The following is an 18,607-nucleotide window of genomic DNA, read 5'->3' as shown; positions in this document are numbered from 1 at the left end:
TTAAAGAAAAGAAAAATTAGGACCAAAGCGGATGTTTATGGCAATCCAGTTGAAACTGCTTTGGAATTTAAACCAGAATCACCACATTCAAGGCGCCGAGTAAAAGAAATGATCCAGGACAATAGGAAAACTAATTTGGCTGCGGGTTTAATGGCATTCCTAATTGTACTGCTCTTTTTGATTTCGATAGTCCTTTACCTAAAATAAGCTAACAATTTTTATGAGAGAATTTGTTTATTTTTAGCAAACACCTTCAATCATGTCAAAACACAGAATCCTTGTTATTGCCTTGCTATCCTTTCTTTCATTTTTTAAAAATACCCATGCCCAGGATTGGCCTAATCTAGCTAAATATCAAGATGCAAACCAAAAGTTATTAACCGCTCCAATGGATGAGAATCGAGTGGTGTTCATGGGCAATTCCATTACTGAGGGGTGGACCAATGGTATGCCTTCTTTCTTTGAAAATACGTCCTATATTAATCGTGGGATTAGTGGGCAAACCACATCCCAAATGCTATTGCGATTTAGGCAGGATGTCATTGATCTAAACCCCAAAGTGGTTCTTATTTTGGCAGGCACCAACGATATTGCAGGGAATACTGGACCTATGACCCTGGAGCAAATTAGGGATAACATTCAATCCATGGTAGAATTGGCTCAGGTCAGTAACATTACACCCGTAATCTGTTCAGCACTCCCTGCTTTTGACTACCCCTGGAAACCCAAAATGAACCCGAACATAAAAATTCCCCAATTGAACAATATGCTGCAGCGACTGGCCCGAGATAAAAATATATTTTATCTCGACTATTTTTCAGCCATGTCAGATAGCAGGAATGGACTTCCCAAGGAATTGGCAGATGACGGAGTTCACCCAACTTCCGCAGGGTATAAAATCATGGCGGAGCTTGCCAACAAAACCATTCAAATGGCTCTTAAGAATTAAATATGAAACTTTGTGTTCTGCTTTTAGGGGTATTGTCCGGATTGTACGTGAGTGCCCAAAACAACATTCAAGTTCAACCGGTTCTGGAACACTTACCCATGTTTGATAAAATCAGGGATTTTACCATGGATGCAAACGGGAAAGAATCTTATTTCACTGTTCAATCCCCTAACGAGGAGGTGTCCGTAATCGTCAAATCCATTTTTGGAAAAAATGGCTGGGATAGGCCAACAATTGCCTCTTTTTCTGGAAAATATAAAGACTTGGAACCATTTCTGTCCCCAGATGGGTTGCGCCTATATTTTGTGTCCAATAGACCAATGGACAATACTTCAACAACTCCCAAGGATTTTGATATTTGGTATGTGGAAAGGGCTTCTAAGATATCTGAATGGTCTGCACCCATTAATATCGAGGCACCAATCAATACCGAACACAATGAATTTTATCCTGCTGTTGCCCAAAATGGGAATTTATATTATACCTGTGATTGTCCTGGAGCGCTTGGAAGGGATGATATTTTTTTCAGTTCGTATAAGAATGGAGGTTATGCTGAACCCATTTCCTTGAGCGGAAACATCAACTCGGAGGGCTTTGAATATAATAGTTACATTTCCCCTGATGATTCTTACTTGATTTTTGGAGGATACAATCGTGAGGATGGCCAAGGAAGTGGTGATTTGTACGTCAGTTTCAAAGATGATTCCGGAAATTGGACCAAAGCCATACCCCTACCCACTCCCATTAATTCGAAATACATGGATTACTGCCCATTTGTGGACCTAAAAAACAATGTTTTGTACTTCACCAGTCGTAGAAGTCAAGAGCCTGGTGCCACCATGGTTTCCATGGATGATCTCTTGGATTATCTCAACAGTTATGAAAATGGCGGTAGCCGCTTGTACAAAGCTCAATTTGACATATTATCACTGAAATGATTCAGTAATTTTTGGCAGTTTTATGCAAAATCCAACCGTTAGTCTCTTTATCCCCTTTAAAAATACCCAAGAATACCTGCCAGCTTGTTTGGATTCCATTCTAACGCAGACCTATTCGTATTGGGAAGTGTTGGCGGTTGATGATCATTCTGAAGATCAAAGTCGGGAAATTCTGGAGGCTTACGCAAAGAAAGATAACCGGATAAAAGTTTATTCCAATTCCGGAAGTGGAATTATTCCAGCGTTACGAACAGCCTATACCCAGAGTTCAGGTGAATTGGTGTCCCGCATGGATTCTGACGATATCATGAAACCCAATCGCGTGGAAGTCCTGGCAGAATTGTTGGGTTACCATGGTAAAGGTCATGTGGCTGTAGGGCAAGTTCAGTATTTTTCCCATAGAGGAATCAGTGACGGGTATGCAAGATATGAAACATGGTTAAATGCACTGACCGCCAACGGGAACAACTATACTGAAATCTATAAGGAATGTGTAATACCTTCTCCTTGCTGGATGTTACATAGGGATGATTTTGAATTGAGCGGTGCTTTCAACCCCAATCGGTATCCCGAGGACTACGACCTTACCTTTCGATTTTATGAAAATCAATTGAAAATCATACCCTGTAATGATGTCCTTCACTTATGGAGGGATTACGATACCCGGACGTCAAGAACCCACGAACATTATGCGCAAAATTATTTTTTGGATATCAAGCTTCATTACTTTTTAAAACTGGACCGTGACCCTATTCGACCATTGGTAGTTTGGGGAGCAGGTTTCAAGGGCAAGTCCATTGCAAAAAGTTTGGTAAAGCAAGGTTTGGATTTTGTCTGGTTATGCGACAATCCGGCAAAAATCGGCAAAAAGATATACGGACAGGAATTGGAGCATTTTGAATCACTGAAAAAACTGAAAAACCCCCAGAGTGTGGTCACAGTGGCCAATGGGACTGCCCAGATGGAAATCCGTGAATTCTTCTCCACCTTAGGGCAACAGGCCAAGAAAGACTATTTTTTCTTTTGCTAGATTTTACAATGAGCAATAAAAATGAAAAATTGAAAATTGAAAATTGCTTCGCTGAAGTTCAAGTTCAAGTCCAGAGTTATGAGTTTTGAATTCTCAGGTCTGAAATCTGAGTTCTGAGATATCCATAAATAGAACCATCGAACTTTACAATATTCTAAACACAAGCTCAAGAATCAAGTTCAAAAGGATATGTGATAAAATTGCTGTAAACCGTTTACTGTTAATTGAAGACTGTTTGCTGAAAACTGATAACTGTTTACTGATAACTGAATCTAACAAACCCTTAACACCGCCATTAGCTAAGTATCACCTATATTTGTTTAATCAAAGTTGGGAATGCAGTTTAAACATCCGGAAATCCTTTGGGCCCTATTACTTCTCCTGATTCCCATATTTATCCATCTTTTTCAATTACGCAGGTTTAAAAGAACCCCGTTTACCAATGTAGCCATGCTACAAAAGGTAGTTTCGGAATCCAGAAAAAGTAACCAGCTCAAAAAATGGTTGCTCCTCATCGCAAGATTGTTGTTGATTGCTGCTCTGGTAATCGCCTTTGCCCAGCCCTTTATCGCCTCCCAAACTGCAACCAAAACCAAGGAAACGGTTATTTACTTGGATAATTCCTTCAGCATGCAGGCCAAAGACAATGGACTTTCCATTTTGGAACAGGCCGTTCAGGATTTGATCAAAAATGTTGGGGAGGATAAGGTGTTTACCCTGTTTACCAATGGAAATACCTTCAGAAAGGTCACTGTGAATGAAATCAAAAACGAACTGTTATCCCTGCCGTATACTCATAAGCAACTCGACGTTGATGCCATTTCGTTGCGTGCCAACAGTCTGTTCTCAAATTCCGAAGACGTTATAAAACAACTGGTGTTGATTTCGGATTTTCAACAAAGCATGGATTTAGGAAATGGAATGCAAGACGGCACGCTTCAAACCTATTTGGTTCCTCTACGGTCTTCGTTAAACAGAAATGTTTCCATAGATTCCATAAGCTTGGAAGAACATCCTGTGGATCAATCAAAACTTACGGTGCTGCTTTCAGGAGGAATCAATGAGGAAAGCCTGCCGATATCCTTGCATAATGGAGAGCAGTTGATAGCTAAAACTTCTGCAAACTTCTCTTCAAACGGAAATGCAAAAGTGGAACTTTCCATTCCCGTGGACACCGAAATTCTTGGGACGATAAGTATTCAGGACAACGGACTTTCTTTCGATAATCAGTTTTACTTCAATATTGATGAAAAGGAGAAAATAAAAGTGCTTGCGGTCAGCGAATCTGACAACAACTATCTGCAACGTCTATTTCCGCAAGAAGAATTTCAACTTCAGCTATTTGGGCTAAACCAGTTGGATTACAGTGCTTTAGGTGACCAGAATGTGGTAGTTCTCAACGAATTGAAAACAATTCCCAACGGATTGCAGCAGGTACTTCGAAATTTTAAAGAAAATGGCGGAACAGTGATACTGGTGCCCTCTGTAGATTGTGATTTGAGTACCTACAACCCATTGTTTTCCAATTTCTTCGCAACCAAATTTCTTGAATCACAGGTTTTGGAAAAAAACATCACCGGTATTTCGTTTGACCATCCCGTGTACCAAAACGTTTTCAATAAACGGGTACAAAACTTTCAATATCCCAAGGTAAACCAGTCCTACAAGCTGGTGACCCAAGCTCCAAGTTTGTTGACCTTTGAAGGAGGGGAGCCGTTCTTATGTGGGATTGATGGGTTCTATTTCTTTACAGCAGCCCTGAATTTGGAAAATTCCAATTTTAAAAACTCTCCATTAATTGTGCCTACCTTTTACAATATGGCAGCTTTCAGCTTACAGGCGCCTGCCATCCAGCACATGCTGGGGCAACCAACACGGATAGACATTACAACTGAACTAGGAAACGACAACATACTGAAAGTTGTCAAAATGGATTATGAATTCATTCCAAGGCAGCAATCATTTACCAACAGGGTACGTTTGGATTTCGATGAAAACCCATCAGAGGATGGTATTTATAAGATTCAGAAATCCGAAGAAATAATCAACCGCATCAGTTTTAACTATCCCAGAACGGAAAGTTTGTTACGCTTCACGGAAGTGGAAGGAACAGAGCACGTTAGCGTCCAAGATTCCGTAGCTGGACTTTTTGAACATCTGAAAGCCTCAAATACCATAACTGCTTATTGGAAATGGTTTGTTATTTTAGCACTGTTTTTGGCACTCTTGGAAGTCCTCATTCAAAAATTTATTAGATGAACATTCTGCTGAAGTCCGCAAAGATCGTATGCCCACAAAACAAGGCACTTCATTTAAAAAAGCGGGATATTCTCATTAAGAAAGGAGTAATCGAAAAAATTGCGGCTTCCATTCCTTCTTCCTCCAGCATCAAGGAATTTACCGCCAAAAATCTTCATGTATCCCTAGGTTGGTTTGATAGCAGTGTGAGCTTTGGCGAACCTGGTTATGAAGAACGCGAAACCATTTCCAACGGATTGATGGTGGCAGCAGCCAGCGGATTTACCGATATTTTATTGAATCCCAACACCAGACCAGTACCGGATACTAGTTCGGATATTGTTTTCTTGAAGGAACGAGCTAATGGTTCAGCCACCAATCTCTATCCTTTAGGAAGTTTAACAGCCAATGCGGAGGGCAAGGATCTAGCGGAACTGTTTGATATGAAAAACGCTGGTGCGATTGCTTTTTATGATTTTAAAAGGCAACTATCCAATCCCAATCTCTTGAAAATTGCCCTACTCTACGCCCAAAATTTTGATGGATTGATTATGTCCTTTCCCCAAGATGGACAAATTAAAGGGAAAGGCATAGTGCACGAAGGTGAGATTTCTACATCTCTTGGGCTTAAAGGAATTCCAGCTTTGGCGGAAGAACTCCAGATTTCCAGAGATCTCTTTATTCTGGAATATACAGGAGGTAAATTGCATATTCCAACCATTTCAACAGCCAATTCCGTTAAGCTTATTGCCAATGCCAAGCGAAAAGGTTTGGATGTCAGCTGTAGCGTGGCAGTTCATAATCTGGTTTTTACAGATGATTCGCTAACTGAATTTGATACCAACTTCAAAGTTTCACCTCCCCTGCGTGAAAAATCGGATTGTAAAGCCTTGATCAAAGGAGTCAAAGACGGACTTATAGATTTTGTGACTTCAGATCATTTGCCCTTGGATATTGAAGAAAAAAGAGTAGAGTTTGACAATGCGACCAACGGAAGTATTGGATTGGAAACGGCTTTTGGAACATTGAACCCTATGTTTGAATTGGAGGAGACTATCTCAATCTTAACCCAGGGACGTGAACGCTTTGGGCTTCAAAGCCCGAGACTGAAGGAAGGAGAAAACGCATGCCTAACGCTTTTTGACCCCAGTATGGAATGGGAGTTCAAAGAAGAAGTTAGTCAATCCACCTCCAAAAACAGTATGTTTTTAGGTACCCGATTGAAGGGTAAGGCTTTAGGGATTATCAATAACAACAAATGCACCGTTTAATATTTTGAGCAGTTCCAAGCCAGGCAGATCTACTGCTATCATAAGCTATATAACCATCGTTGGCTGTTTGATTGCCATTACCATGAATATGGAACCCAAGCATGCTTTTACCAGAATGCATGCTCGACAAGCTTTCGGAATACACTTAATCTACCATGCCTTCGCGACGTATCTAAATATGACCAATATGGACAACATTATGGTTTGGAGTGTTCTTTGGGTAGTATATCTTGGGGCAATCCTGTATGGTTTCATTGGAGCCATCAACAACAATGAACGTTTACTTCCAGGGCTGGGCGCAAATTTTCAAAAATGGTTTACCTTTATTCCTTAAACTAAGTTCATGTCCCCCACCGCACTTTCCCTTGAGTACCTACTCAGGCCTTCGAGCCTAACAACTGGAAAAATTCCTGCAATTTTCATGTTCCATGGTTATGGTAGTAATGAAGAAGACCTTTTCTCCTTTGCCTCCGAGTTACCGGACGAACCCTTGGTAATTTCAGTACAGGCACCCTATTCGCTGGAACCCTTTGGCCATGCTTGGTATGCCATAAATTTTGATGCTGAATACGGAAAATGGAGTGATGATGAACAGGCTATATCCAGTCGGGATAAAATTGTTGCCTTTATTGATGAAGCCTGCGAAGCCTACAACTTGGATACAGAAAACATTACGCTTTTAGGATTCAGTCAAGGTACCATTCTCAGTTATTCCGTTGCTTTGTCCTATCCGGAGAAAATTAAAAATGTGGTGGCCCTTAGCGGTTATATCAACGAAAATATTCTGTTGGAAGGGTATGCCGATAAAGATCACAGCCAATTGAACATTTATGCATCCCATGGTCAGGTAGATCAGGTTATACCGTTGGAATGGGCGCAAAAAACTCCAGAATTTCTAGCCCAAATGGGCATTACCCATGTTTACGAGGAGTTTCCCGTAGGGCATGGGGTAAGTCAACAGAATTTTTATTCCTTTCGGGAATGGTTGACCAAGCATCTCTAGTGGCTACGCGTATAGAGCAAGTGATCCAATAAAGTGAAATCCACAGAGAGGTCATCCTTAAGTTCATATTTGATCACCAAATCTCCCCAATATTTACCATCAGAAAAATCAGCCAATAACCATTTATGGTTAAGCACCTTGATTTTATTGATTTTGAAATCGCTTTCCATACCATCATAGGGAACGAGAGGATTATTTCCCTTCCTTTCGTTGGTCTCCAAAAGTTTATCCTCTATGTACCTCACCGGATTCTTCAAATCAAGGTGTTCATAATAGGCCAAAGCGTCATCATTGTTTTCCAGTGAGAAATACTGAATTTCCAAAATTTTGAGCTGGGATTTTTGCAAGGAATCCTGCAAATCTGCAATTTCACTTTGTAATCCGTCTATATCCGAATTCATCGCCTTTTGAAAATTGTTGGCACTTACAAATTGGTAAAGGACAATCAATGCGGCAAAAACAAATAGGTATAAGAAAATTTTACTCTTCATGGTATTTAAATCTTCAATTTTAAATTATCGTAGGCCAAATGTACGTGCTTTGGCAGTTTTTTTTCCACTTCATCATGAAAGCCCAGCATATGGCTTATATGGGTGAGATAGGTTTCTTCTGCCCCTACTTCCTCGGCAAATTCCAGGGCCTCTTCCAGATTAAAATGGGAATGGTGGGCCTCCTCCCTTAAGGCATTGACCACCAAAACCTTTGCTCCTTTCATTTTATTTACTTCGTTTGGCTCCACCCGCTTAACATCCGTCAAGTACACAAAATCCCCAAAGCGATAGCCGTACACCTCCAACCTGTTATGAAAGGCACGAATTGGAATAACCTCAATACCACCCAAAGGTATCAGTTGACCACTTTTAACCTCGGTCACACTCACTGCCGGAGCACCAGGGTATCTATTTTCATCCGCAAATATATAATCGAACCTTGTTTTTAGGGATTCCACCACCCTTTTGTGTGCATAAATGGGAATATCCCCTTGTCTAAAGAAAAATGGGCGAATATCATCAATTCCGGCGGTATGGTCAGCATGCTCATGGGTAAACAGAATGCCATCCAGCTTGGTCACAGAATGTGTGAGCATTTGCTGCCTAAAATCCGGGCCACAATCCACTACATAATTGAAATTGTTCCAAGAAACCAATACAGAAACCCTTAATCTCTTGTCCTTTGGATTTGGACTTAGGCATACTGGATGATTGCTGCCAATAACTGGAATGCCTTGGGAGGTTCCAGTGCCCAAAAAAGTAATGGTCATCGCATCATCCATTAAATTCAAAATTATAACTTATTTATTTAATAGATTTGGGGAAGAGTGTAACTTTGTTTTCCATAAACCATCGGTTATGTCCACTGTCAAGACTTCTATGAACGCCTTTGAAAATATCCCTTCGATCAAGGCGAAAACATTACGAATCAATTTGAATCCCAACATTTATGGAACCTTTGCTGAAATTGGTGCGGGTCAGGAAACGGCGCGGCAGTTTTTCCGGGCAGGAGGAGCCTCAGGAACCATAGCAAAAGCCATGAGTGCTTATGATAAAGCATTTAGTGATGCCATTTACGGCGTGGAAAACGATGGGCGGTACGTTACCCAATCCCGTTTAAAGCGGATGTTGGAACACGAAATGCGATTGGTGGAAGAGCGAATCAGTCGTGAGAACAATCCTGATTATTTGTTCTTTTCTTTTGCAAACACCGTTGCAACCATTGATTTTTCCAAACGTTATAAGGGACACGGATGGGTAGGTATCCGATTTCAATTGGATCCAAAGCAAAAAGAATACGATGAGATTGTGTTGCACATACGTTTTCAGCAAAATGAAGCGAGACTGCAGCAAGAAACACTGGGTACTCTTGGGGTTAATCTTATTTATGGTGCCTTCTTTAAATACCACAAGCCCAAAAAATTACTCAAGTACCTCTATGATCATATAGATAGAGATACTATAGAAATTGACATGGTCAATTTCACTGGGCCACACTTTAAGGATGTGGATAACCGCTTGATGAGTCTTCAGCTAATCCGAAACGACATGACTGATGCGGTCATGTTTGGTCCTGATGGGAATAACCTGCTGCCTGCGGCCGTGCTATACAAAAAGAGCATATTGGCCCTTCGTGGAAGTTTTAGGCCGGTGACCAAGGTTAATATGGACATGTTCCAGAAATCCTATGATATTTTCATTCGTGAACAGACCGTGGAATATGAAAATACCATTGTTGTCTTCGAGATTACCCTTTCCAACCTGAAAGCATCCGGAGAAATTGATGAACAGGATTTTATGGATCGGGCGGAATTGCTTTGTTCCCTGGGGCATACCGTGTTGATTTCCAATTTTAAGGAATACTACAAACTGGTTGAATACTTTAATAATTACACCAAAGCTAAAATTGGTATCACCATGGGTGTCAACAACTTGGTGGACGTATTTGACGAAAAATATTACCGTCATTTAAGTGGTGGTATCTTGGAAGCCTTTGGAAAGCTGTTCTTCAAAGATTTGAAGGTGTATCTGTATCCAATGAAAGATCCCGAAACGGGACAGATTATGACCAGCAACAATGTGAAGGTGCACCCTCGTATGAAGGAACTTTACAAATTCTTCAAGTATAATGGTAAGGTGATGGATATTATTGACTATGATCCAGACATCATGCATATCTTCTCCCGAGAAGTTCTACGTCGAATTACCAGTGGGGAAGATGGCTGGGAGGATATGCTACCTGAGGGTATTGCAGAAGTAATCCAGGAAAAACAACTTTTTACCAGAAAGCTGATAGCTGAGGACAAAAGCTCTTAAGCCTTCAGGGTTTATCGTTTTTTAAGCTTAAGAAATTGCCAAGCAGTAATTATGGCTGCTAGTGCTATAGCGGCATAAATCCAGAAGGAGGTTTTGTTTTCGGGATTTTCCATGATTAAAATGGAAGTGTTCGCTTTTTGGTTGGTGAGTTCTTGTTTTTTACCGCCAGCCCATGTCACCACAATCCTTTCAACCGTGTTGGCCGTTCCCAGACCAAAATGGGCTATTGTGGAATTTTGGGACATATGGCTGGAATTACCCCCGTCAATTTCCCGAATCATGTGTTTCCCATCCGCGAATATCTCTACCCTAGCACCAATGCCATTGGCTTCGGATGCTGTACCCTTAAGGGCAACTTTAAACCAGTTCCCTTTTGCCCCATCATTTCGGAACAATTTGGTAACGGAAGGTACTCGGTAGTTTTCATGAATGGGCTTTTGGTTGACTACCAATATATCCAAATCCCCATCGTTGTCCATATCAAATACCACAGAACCCCTGCCCACTCCCGGGTCATTGATTCCCTTTAAACTGGCATTTTCAATAAAACTTCCATCCTGATTGTCGTAATAAAAATTGGCCATAGGATTACAATTGGGATTTAAATCCCCATTGGACACGTAAATGTCCAAATCAGTGTCATGGTCAAAATCGGCAAAATTCGCTCCCCAACTAATGGCAAAACTGTAGGCGCCCGTTTCTTTGGCCACATTCACAAAGGGTTTGTTGCCACCGTGGTTTTGCATTAAATAGTTGAACTTGATGTTGGTCACAAAATAATCCAGCAGGCCATCTTCATTATAATCGCCTACCGCCGCCCCCATGGCATTGATCTTAAGATCCATTTCTTTTTCTTCGCTTACATCCTTGAAACCCTTCCAAGGTGACCTATTTCTGTATAGAAAGTTGGGAACAGCCTTATACCCAAAATCGTTATGGACAAAAATGTCCTGGTCGCCATCATTATCATAATCCGTAAAAACACTTCCAAAACCAAAGCCTTTATGGCCAAGATCGTACTCCTCATACTGGTTTTCAAAATGCTTTCCTTCTTTATTGATGAACAGATAGTCCTTTGATGTCTGATGGGCACTGGCGATGGTGGCATCCTTAAGTATGCCCAATTTTCCTGTGAACTCCACAAAATAATTTCCCACGTACAAATCTGGATAGCCATCCGCATTTACATCCCCAAATGAAGCGCCCGTACTAAAGGAGTTAAACTCCTCTAAACCATAGGAAGTGGTAGCATCCCTGAAAGTGCCATCCCCATTATTGATAAAAAGTAGATTTTTTGCCCTTGGAATTACGGTAGTATTATCCTCGGAATTTATGGTGGTTATAAAAAGGTCCCGCCATCCATCTTTATTTACATCTGCACTGGCCACACCTTGGGTAACATAATCCGAAGTCAATTCCAAACCAGATTCCTCAAATACGTTTTTGAACTTCCCCTCCCCTTGATTCAGATATAATACATCCGATGCTGTACCGCCTGTAATGTAGAGATCCTCTAGTCCATCGTTATTTATATCGAAAGCTACAGCACCACCTCCAAAGGTTCCCTCATAAACCAAAAACTGGTGTTCAATTCCGGCATCCTCGGTGACATCCGTGAACATTTTCTGTGCTGGAAGAAGGAAAGGACATAAAAGGACCAAATGAATGGCTAGGGAAAATTTGTGCATAATCAGTCTGATTTCCTCCAGTTTAAGTTGATTACATTTTGAGCTATTTTCATCCCTTCATCCAAGCCCACCCTATTGTCCTGTGGTGTGTGAATACCACCATAAAACCTAGAATCCGCTGTTTCCTGGGCCGCTTCCCAAAAGGAGTTGAAGGATCGTACCACAAAATCTGTATCCCTAACTTCGTCCCGCTCCCTTCCTTCATGGGCCCTGTCCGTAATCTGGACTTCTTTTCCAAACTCATGCTCCAAAACTGTAGCCATAGCGCCGGCGTTGATAGCGTGACCCGATGGAAAAGCTGGAAATGGAGGGTCGGGCCAAAAAGACTCCCATTCCTGGTCAATAAATTTGGGGATAAAGGTATTGGGCCGCTCAGAGAAAAAGTGATACTTCCATTCCCAACAGTTGATAAAGGCATCTGCCACAGCAATGCTTGTTTTGGCATAGGCTTCGGCTGCCTCAATCATACTGGGAAGTTTCTTTTCTACAGCCAATGTTACATAATAATAGGAGTGACCCGGGGGGGTAAATGATACATCAGGGTCATCTCCCCACCAAATGGCGGCTTCTTTTTCCTCTTGGGTGAGTGCCAAATCCTTTTTATAGACTTCCATATATTCCTCATAGTATGGAGAGCCTGGTATGGTATCGTACGGAATCATATATGGCACTTCCAATGCTGCATTTTCCTTTAAAAACCTTCGGTTTTCACCCCAATGCGGATGCAAGGGATAATGACTGAATGACTGAGCAAACAATGGAGGTTTCCAGGAACCTGGTCGCTCTGGGTGAATCATTTCTTTATCAAAATTATAAAGATACCCACGGTGCCCTCCATCAGATTTTGACCATTCAAAAATGGCATTCGCTACTTCCTTTCCGTAGGAAACGGATCGTTCCACAATTTCCAAATCGTTGATCTTGTCTGAATAACTACGGTATATTTCCTGTTCCAACGAATCTATACGGGCCTTGTTCTCATCTGAAGTTTGCAGATAAATCTGCCGTAAAATTTGGGCTTGTCCAGCGTTCAGGGATAGTTCCCAATTATAGGTTTTATCCTTTTCCGGTTGTGGTAGTTGATCCAAACCATTGAGTTGGCCTTGCATTGAATTATTGCTTTCAAAACCAGGTACCACAGACTCATACATGGTCAGCCCAATGTAACCAAACCCACGGGAAGCAAAAGTTGGGGAATTTGCCGGGGTAAATTGGGTAATATACGTGGCCATTTTTGCCCATTCCAGGACTACATCCTGTTCTGTGTATTCTTTACGTTCACTACAGGCATTTATGAAGACTGCAACCGCAACAATCCAGTATGATTTTGAAATCACTTTTTTCATGCACGACAGTTAATTGGCTTCAAATTGATAGGCTTTCAGGGAATCACCCTGTATACCCAGTAGCAATAGGTCATTCAAAATCACGGCACTTTCCACAACCCCATCTATGCGCAATCCGGACGTGGTCTGTTCTGCATACGAAAAGTTCCCATTCCCATCTCCCAATAATAATGTTCCGTAGTTCGCATCAAATTTTCCCAATCGTAATTTAAAACGATGATTGTTGCCCAGCAACAAGAGGTCTAGATGTCCGTCCTGATCAAAATCCATAGAAATAATCTCATTTACTGGAGAAAATTCGGTTTGTCTGGGAAGCTCTATTTCTTCGAACGTTCCATCTTGTGTTCCCATAAACAAAGTTGTTTTCATGTGATTCACAGATAGCTTTTTACCTTTTGCAGTAGTCTCTTCGCCAAAAATTTCTGATAAGTTGGCGTCAGCATAGCTGCTATAGCTATTGAATTTGGGTCTTAAATGAGTCAATTGTCCAAGCAGTTCATCCCTGGTTATGAAGGGATAACTTTTTCCTTGAATGTAAAAGCAGAATATGGGGTCTACCGCACCATTTTGATCAAAATCATCATAATAGAGTTCCAGCGGTTCCGTTGCCGAGGCCTGAAACTGGGTATTTGTCCCCATATTGCCCACAACAATGTCCGGTGTCCCATCTTTGTTCAAATCCTCAATATGTATAGTGTTCCACCATCCCTGATAGGAATTTCCAAAAAAATGTTCTGTTGATTCCACTAGTTTACCCTGATCCAAAGAAAAAACGGTAATGGGCATCCACTCCCCTACTACAACCAGTTCATGTTTTCCATTAGCATCCAAATCTGCCCATACAGCATCTGTAACCATTCCCAACTTGGAAATTTTAGGTGCCAATTGTGTGGTCTGATCCTTAAAATTGCCCTTCCCGTCATTCATTAGAATAAAACTTTCCGGAGTTTCCGGGTACCGACCGGGAACCACCCTTCCTCCAACAAACAAATCTGGGTATCCGTCTCCGTTAATATCCTTGAATGCCATACAACCTGAGCTAACATGCATTGCGGGGAGTGCATCTTCTTTTTTGGAGAAATTTCCTTTTCCATCACCTAAATACAAGCGATCTTGCAAAAGTTCGTCATTAGGATCCAAATGGTGATAACCTCCGCTGGCCACATAAAGGTCCGGATTACCATCAGCATTAACATCCAAAAAAGACGCTTCGGAATCGTGAAATTCCTTGTCAGTATCAAAATCTGGAATATTCAGTCTTTGAAAACGACCGGTGTCATCTTGCACAAATAGCGCAGCTGATTGGTTTTGGGCTCCGCCAATAAAAACATCTTCCCTCCCATCATTGTTAACATCACCTTTGCTAAGGCACGGGCCGTTATGGGAAAACTCTTCGAGCAGTAGTGATTGTCGCTTAAAATCATTGATCTGCACTTGTTGGTTGGCATAATCAATTGGTGCGGTAACTTCTTTAAAGAACTGCCCTGAACTTTGCGTGATTTTATCCGCTGAAGGAACCGCGTTGGACTCTTCCAGTTGTAACACTTGATTGGGCGAAACATGGGTCAACATCTGCACTTGACCACTACTCCATCTTATTTTTAGTGAATCCACGGAAGACACATCACCTAGACCAAAATGCATAACATCTGAAACGGACGATAGATAGCCCCTGGTGGTCATTTGTTCTTGGATTTGGATTCCATCTTGGGAATACAAGCTTACTTTTGCGCCCAAACCACGTAGATTCCCAGGCTTCCCTTTCAATTTTACTTGAAGGTAATTATACTTTTTATTGGACTCATTTTGATAAATAAATGCAGGCTTGTTGATGTTGTTCACGATCAAGTCCAAATCGCCATCATTGTCCAAATCCGCATAAGCGGCGCCATTGCTGTTGGACACCTGACCAAACCCCAAGGCTTGGGTTTTGTTCTCAAATTCCAATCCGCCTTTATTGATGAACATATAGTTTAACAAATCCGTTGAGGGCATTTGTTTGATAATCTCCAATACGTCTTCCCTAACCAATCTCCCTTTGGACTGGACATAATCTTCCATATAATTGATGAAATCCAGGTTGGTATAGTCCCTAAAATATCCATTGGTAACATAGAGATCTTTCCAACCGTCATTGTCAAAATCGGCCAACAAAGCAGACCAGCTCCAATCTGTATTGGAAACTCCGGCCAACTGCCCTATCTCACTGTAGGTGCCATTTCCATTGTTGCGTTGCAACATATTACGCATGTATTGGTAATGGAATCCGCTACGTATATTTAAATCAAACTTTTCATAATTGTCCGGGGAAAGTAGTAGTTTTTGTCTGCGGTTATCCTCCGGTAGCATATCCAAGGTATAGATGTCCATCCACCCATCGTTGTCAATATCCGCAATGTTATTTCCCATGGAAAAATGGCTGGTATGGCCCATGCTGGTTTTCAACTGGTCTGTAAAAGTGCCGTCGCCATTGTTTATATAGAGATAGTCGGGGATGGTATAATCATTGGACACGTAAAAATCTTCCCAACCGTCATTGTTGACATCGCTAATACACAATCCCAACCCATAGCTCAAGGCCGAACCACTTACCCCAGAATTTGGGGTTACATCTTGAAAAAAACCATTCGTTTGTTTGAACAGACGAAGACCGCGATGCGGATCATCAATTTTCAATTGGTTCTTGGTACTGGTCTCATTTAATACAGGTAAGGATTTTGGGTTGTGGTTGAGCATCAACACATCCAAGTCTCCGTCGTGGTCATAGTCAAAAAAATGAGCTTGATTGCTAAAGGCCGCGGTATCCAATCCATACTGCTTGGCACTTTCCTCAAAAATGGGTATTCCATTTTCATTGTTCCCTTTATTGATGAACAATTGATTCTTTCGCTTCACGTCCGGTAAGGCGCCAGAATAACAAAGGTAAATGTCCAACTTGCCATCACTATTGATGTCCACAGAACTTACCCCAGTTTTCCAAGGTCCTTTTCTTCCAGTAGTCCCAGAAGCCAAGGTGACATCTTCAAACCGCATGTCCCCTCTATTTAGGTACAATCGGTTGTCACCCAAATTAGCAGAAAAATAGATGTCGATATTCCCATCCCCATTATAATCACCAACGGCAACCCCACCGCCGTTATAGAGATATTCATACATCAAAACATTGATGTTGAGATTCTCTTGCAGCTGATTTTGAAAATGGATATTGGTTTGTTCAGGGGAAAGCAGGGTAAACAACCTCTCCTCAACTTGGTACTCTTTGGGATTTACTGATTCATTGGATTCTTCTTTGCATCCAAAAAGTAACAGTAGGCAAAGTGCCCAAGCTGAAGTAATATTTCTGAGGTTATGTATCATATCTGGAATGGAAAAAATCCATCCTAATGAAAGGACGGATTTTCCACTAACTCAAACGAAATTAACTAATAAACCTAAACTTAATATTCAAATTAGTATCCGGGGTTTTGTACCAATAATTCGTTACGATTGATTTCATCCCTACTAATTACCCTGTAATACATTTTGTCATCCCAAATACGGGTTTCATTGTCTGTATTATCAATGGGTACATATAGATAATCATAAACATCCTTATCATGTCGGTACGGTATATGTGCTGTTTGACCGCCTTTAACGGTTGCCGAAGTCTGCATTACCTGTATTCCCCTTCCAATGGTTTCCTCCGGAATCATCCAACGTCTTGCATCAAAATATCGGTGCTCCTCGTAGGCCAACTCAATCCGTCTTTCATTTCTGTAACGGTCTCTTAATGCATCTCCGGTATCAGCAACGGCAGGCATTCCAACCCTGTAACGGATTCTGTTCAGCCACGCAATCGCTTCAGCTTCGTCTCCAGTTTCAATGCAGGCTTCCACATAATTCAAGGCCACTTCTGTGTACCTTATGAACGGCCATGGAACCACTTGCGCATTGGAACGGTTATCCACTAATCCTGGATCCGGGTCAATAAACTTTCTTACATAATAACCGGTTCTACTTCCATTCCAATCCTCAATTGGGGACTGTCTTGTATCTACCCCTGGGATTGTTCCTCCAGCGCCATCATCATAAGAACCTGTCTGGATTTGGTCCACTGGATCTATACTCACTACGTCGGATGGGCGGGGTTTCCAATCGGAACCATCGTATAGCACGGTGGCATAAAAACGTGGATCCCTATTGGCAAATGGGTCTGCGGCATGAGTAGGGTTATTCCAATCAAACTGGGAACCATCCATCATTTCGTAGTCATCCACCAATTGCTGAATGGGGGTATTTCCGGCCCAGTTGTGATAACCATTAGGGCCATTGTTCACCCCAACATTGATACCACCCAAGGGCCAATCGTTTTCTTCGGTATACAAACCTGTATGGGTTCGCTCCCAAATCAATTCAACAGCTGCAGCGGCATCACCAACGCTACTTCCACCTCCCATGGAAAGGGACACATAGTTGGCTTCACCTTCTTCGGCGGATACCGGGGCATTTAAATCCAATTTATATCCTGATGACATGTCCAAAACAGTTTTAGCCGCAGTTTTGGCCGCTTGCCAGCGAGAGGCTTGATCGCCGGAAGTATAGGCTACCAATTCCAAATTGGAAAAGGAACTTAATGTTCCGGAATTACCAGAGGCTGTTGGCCCATGGTGCAAATCACTCGCCGCATATAACAATACGCGGGCCTTTAAGGCCAAGGCAGCCAATTGACTTGCCCTTCCTTTTGTGATGTCCTTGCTGGCCAACATACCTGCAGCCGTATCCAAATCACTGATAATAAAGTCAACAGTTTCCGCATAGGTGTTTCTAGCGATGCTGAAATCGTCTCCGAGGTTATACGCCACATCAATAATTGGCACACCTCCAAAGTGTCTTAACAATTGATGATAATAATAAGCCCTTAAAAAATGGCTCTCTCCCATCAGTCTTTCCTTCAGGTCAGCATCGTCAAAGGTTGCTTCTGGTAACTCCGTTAGTGCAATGTTGGCATTACGGATGGCACCATATAATTCTTCCCAAGTTGGTAGAATTCTCTCGTTACCAAGGTTGGACGGCGTTGAAGTTCCCTCCATAAGAACATCAATTCCCCTTCCTGAGTGTGTAAACATTGCTTCATCCGTCAAAGCTGAAAGTCCTTCTTCTTCAAATCCTGCATTTCCTAGTGCAGAATAAATTCCAAAAACAAAAGCTTGTGACAAAGCGGCATCTCCCCAAGTGGCATCCGAAGATACACTATCCTTGGGCTCTGTGTTCAAAAAGTCGTCGTTGCACGAAATAAACAGCGCGAAGGCCATCAAAACAAATGCAACCCATTTTTTCATAATTTTCATAACCAATTTT

Annotated in this window: 14 protein-coding genes; 8 read left to right on the top strand and 6 right to left on the bottom strand. The window is 41.7% G+C overall.

The window, feature by feature from the left end; genetic code table 11:
* The first annotated feature begins 259 nt into the window (after window positions 1–259).
* The 7 genes from FGG15_RS02040 to FGG15_RS02010 all read left to right on the top strand — a co-directional run bounded on the left by FGG15_RS02040 (window position 260) and on the right by FGG15_RS02010 (window position 7,429).
* On the top strand, window positions 260–949 hold the full coding sequence (locus FGG15_RS02040; RefSeq protein ID WP_138832692.1) for an SGNH/GDSL hydrolase family protein: 690 nt from the start codon (window positions 260–262) through the stop codon (window positions 947–949).
* A 2-nt stretch (window positions 950–951) separates the two neighbouring features.
* On the top strand, window positions 952–1,887 hold the full coding sequence (locus tag FGG15_RS02035; RefSeq protein ID WP_138832690.1) for a TolB-like translocation protein: 936 nt from the start codon (window positions 952–954) through the stop codon (window positions 1,885–1,887).
* 22 nt (window positions 1,888–1,909) lie between these two features.
* Window positions 1,910–2,917, top strand: a complete 1,008-nt coding sequence (locus FGG15_RS02030) for a glycosyltransferase family 2 protein (protein WP_138832688.1) — start codon at window positions 1,910–1,912, stop codon at window positions 2,915–2,917.
* Window positions 2,918–3,253: 336 nt separating this feature from the next.
* Window positions 3,254–5,176, top strand: coding sequence for a vWA domain-containing protein (locus FGG15_RS02025; RefSeq protein WP_138832686.1), 1,923 nt, complete (start codon window positions 3,254–3,256; stop codon window positions 5,174–5,176).
* The gene (locus FGG15_RS02020; RefSeq protein WP_138832684.1) at window positions 5,173–6,426 is read left to right on the top strand and encodes a dihydroorotase; all 1,254 of its coding nucleotides are present in this window, start codon (window positions 5,173–5,175) and stop codon (window positions 6,424–6,426) included. The genes FGG15_RS02025 and FGG15_RS02020 overlap by 4 nt, the downstream gene beginning before the upstream one ends.
* Window positions 6,427–6,430: 4 nt before the next feature.
* Entirely contained in the window at window positions 6,431–6,760 is a 330-nt protein-coding gene (locus FGG15_RS02015; RefSeq protein WP_237561721.1) for a hypothetical protein, read from the top strand.
* A gap of 9 nt (window positions 6,761–6,769) precedes the next feature.
* Window positions 6,770–7,429, top strand: coding sequence for an alpha/beta hydrolase (locus FGG15_RS02010; protein ID WP_138832680.1), 660 nt, complete (start codon window positions 6,770–6,772; stop codon window positions 7,427–7,429).
* Here FGG15_RS02010 and FGG15_RS02005 read toward each other — a convergent pair.
* Both FGG15_RS02005 and FGG15_RS02000 read right to left on the bottom strand, forming a co-directional pair.
* A complete protein-coding gene (locus FGG15_RS02005) occupies window positions 7,426–7,920 on the bottom strand; it encodes a hydrolase (protein ID WP_138832678.1) in 495 nt (164 codons plus the stop codon). The two genes, FGG15_RS02010 and FGG15_RS02005, sit on opposite strands and share 4 nt — an antisense overlap.
* 5 nt (window positions 7,921–7,925) lie before the next feature.
* Window positions 7,926–8,690 (bottom strand): MBL fold metallo-hydrolase, encoded by a 765-nt coding sequence (locus FGG15_RS02000; RefSeq protein WP_138835352.1) that lies wholly within the window; start codon window positions 8,688–8,690, stop codon window positions 7,926–7,928.
* A gap of 88 nt (window positions 8,691–8,778) precedes the next feature.
* Between FGG15_RS02000 and FGG15_RS01995 the strand changes: the two genes are divergently transcribed.
* A complete protein-coding gene (locus tag FGG15_RS01995) occupies window positions 8,779–10,236 on the top strand; it encodes a TonB-dependent receptor (RefSeq protein ID WP_138832676.1) in 1,458 nt (485 codons plus the stop codon).
* 11 nt (window positions 10,237–10,247) lie between these two features.
* On the opposite strand, the gene FGG15_RS01990 is transcribed toward FGG15_RS01995, so the two are convergent.
* The 4 genes from FGG15_RS01990 to FGG15_RS01975 form a co-directional block, all read right to left on the bottom strand.
* A complete protein-coding gene (locus FGG15_RS01990) occupies window positions 10,248–11,924 on the bottom strand; it encodes a CRTAC1 family protein (RefSeq protein WP_138832674.1) in 1,677 nt (558 codons plus the stop codon).
* 2 nt (window positions 11,925–11,926) lie between these two features.
* A complete protein-coding gene (locus FGG15_RS01985; RefSeq protein ID WP_138832672.1) occupies window positions 11,927–13,270 on the bottom strand; it encodes a vanadium-dependent haloperoxidase in 1,344 nt (447 codons plus the stop codon).
* A gap of 9 nt (window positions 13,271–13,279) precedes the next feature.
* On the bottom strand, window positions 13,280–16,627 hold the full coding sequence (locus FGG15_RS01980; RefSeq protein ID WP_138832670.1) for a VCBS repeat-containing protein: 3,348 nt from the start codon (window positions 16,625–16,627) through the stop codon (window positions 13,280–13,282).
* A 92-nt stretch (window positions 16,628–16,719) separates the two neighbouring features.
* Window positions 16,720–18,588 (bottom strand): RagB/SusD family nutrient uptake outer membrane protein, encoded by a 1,869-nt coding sequence (locus tag FGG15_RS01975; RefSeq protein WP_237561720.1) that lies wholly within the window; start codon window positions 18,586–18,588, stop codon window positions 16,720–16,722.
* Window positions 18,589–18,607 lie beyond the last annotated feature (19 nt).

Source organism: Flagellimonas algicola (assembly GCF_005937185.1).
In the GTDB taxonomy this organism is placed as follows: domain Bacteria; phylum Bacteroidota; class Bacteroidia; order Flavobacteriales; family Flavobacteriaceae; genus Flagellimonas; species Flagellimonas algicola.
This window is presented reverse-complemented; position numbering and strand designations above follow the sequence as displayed.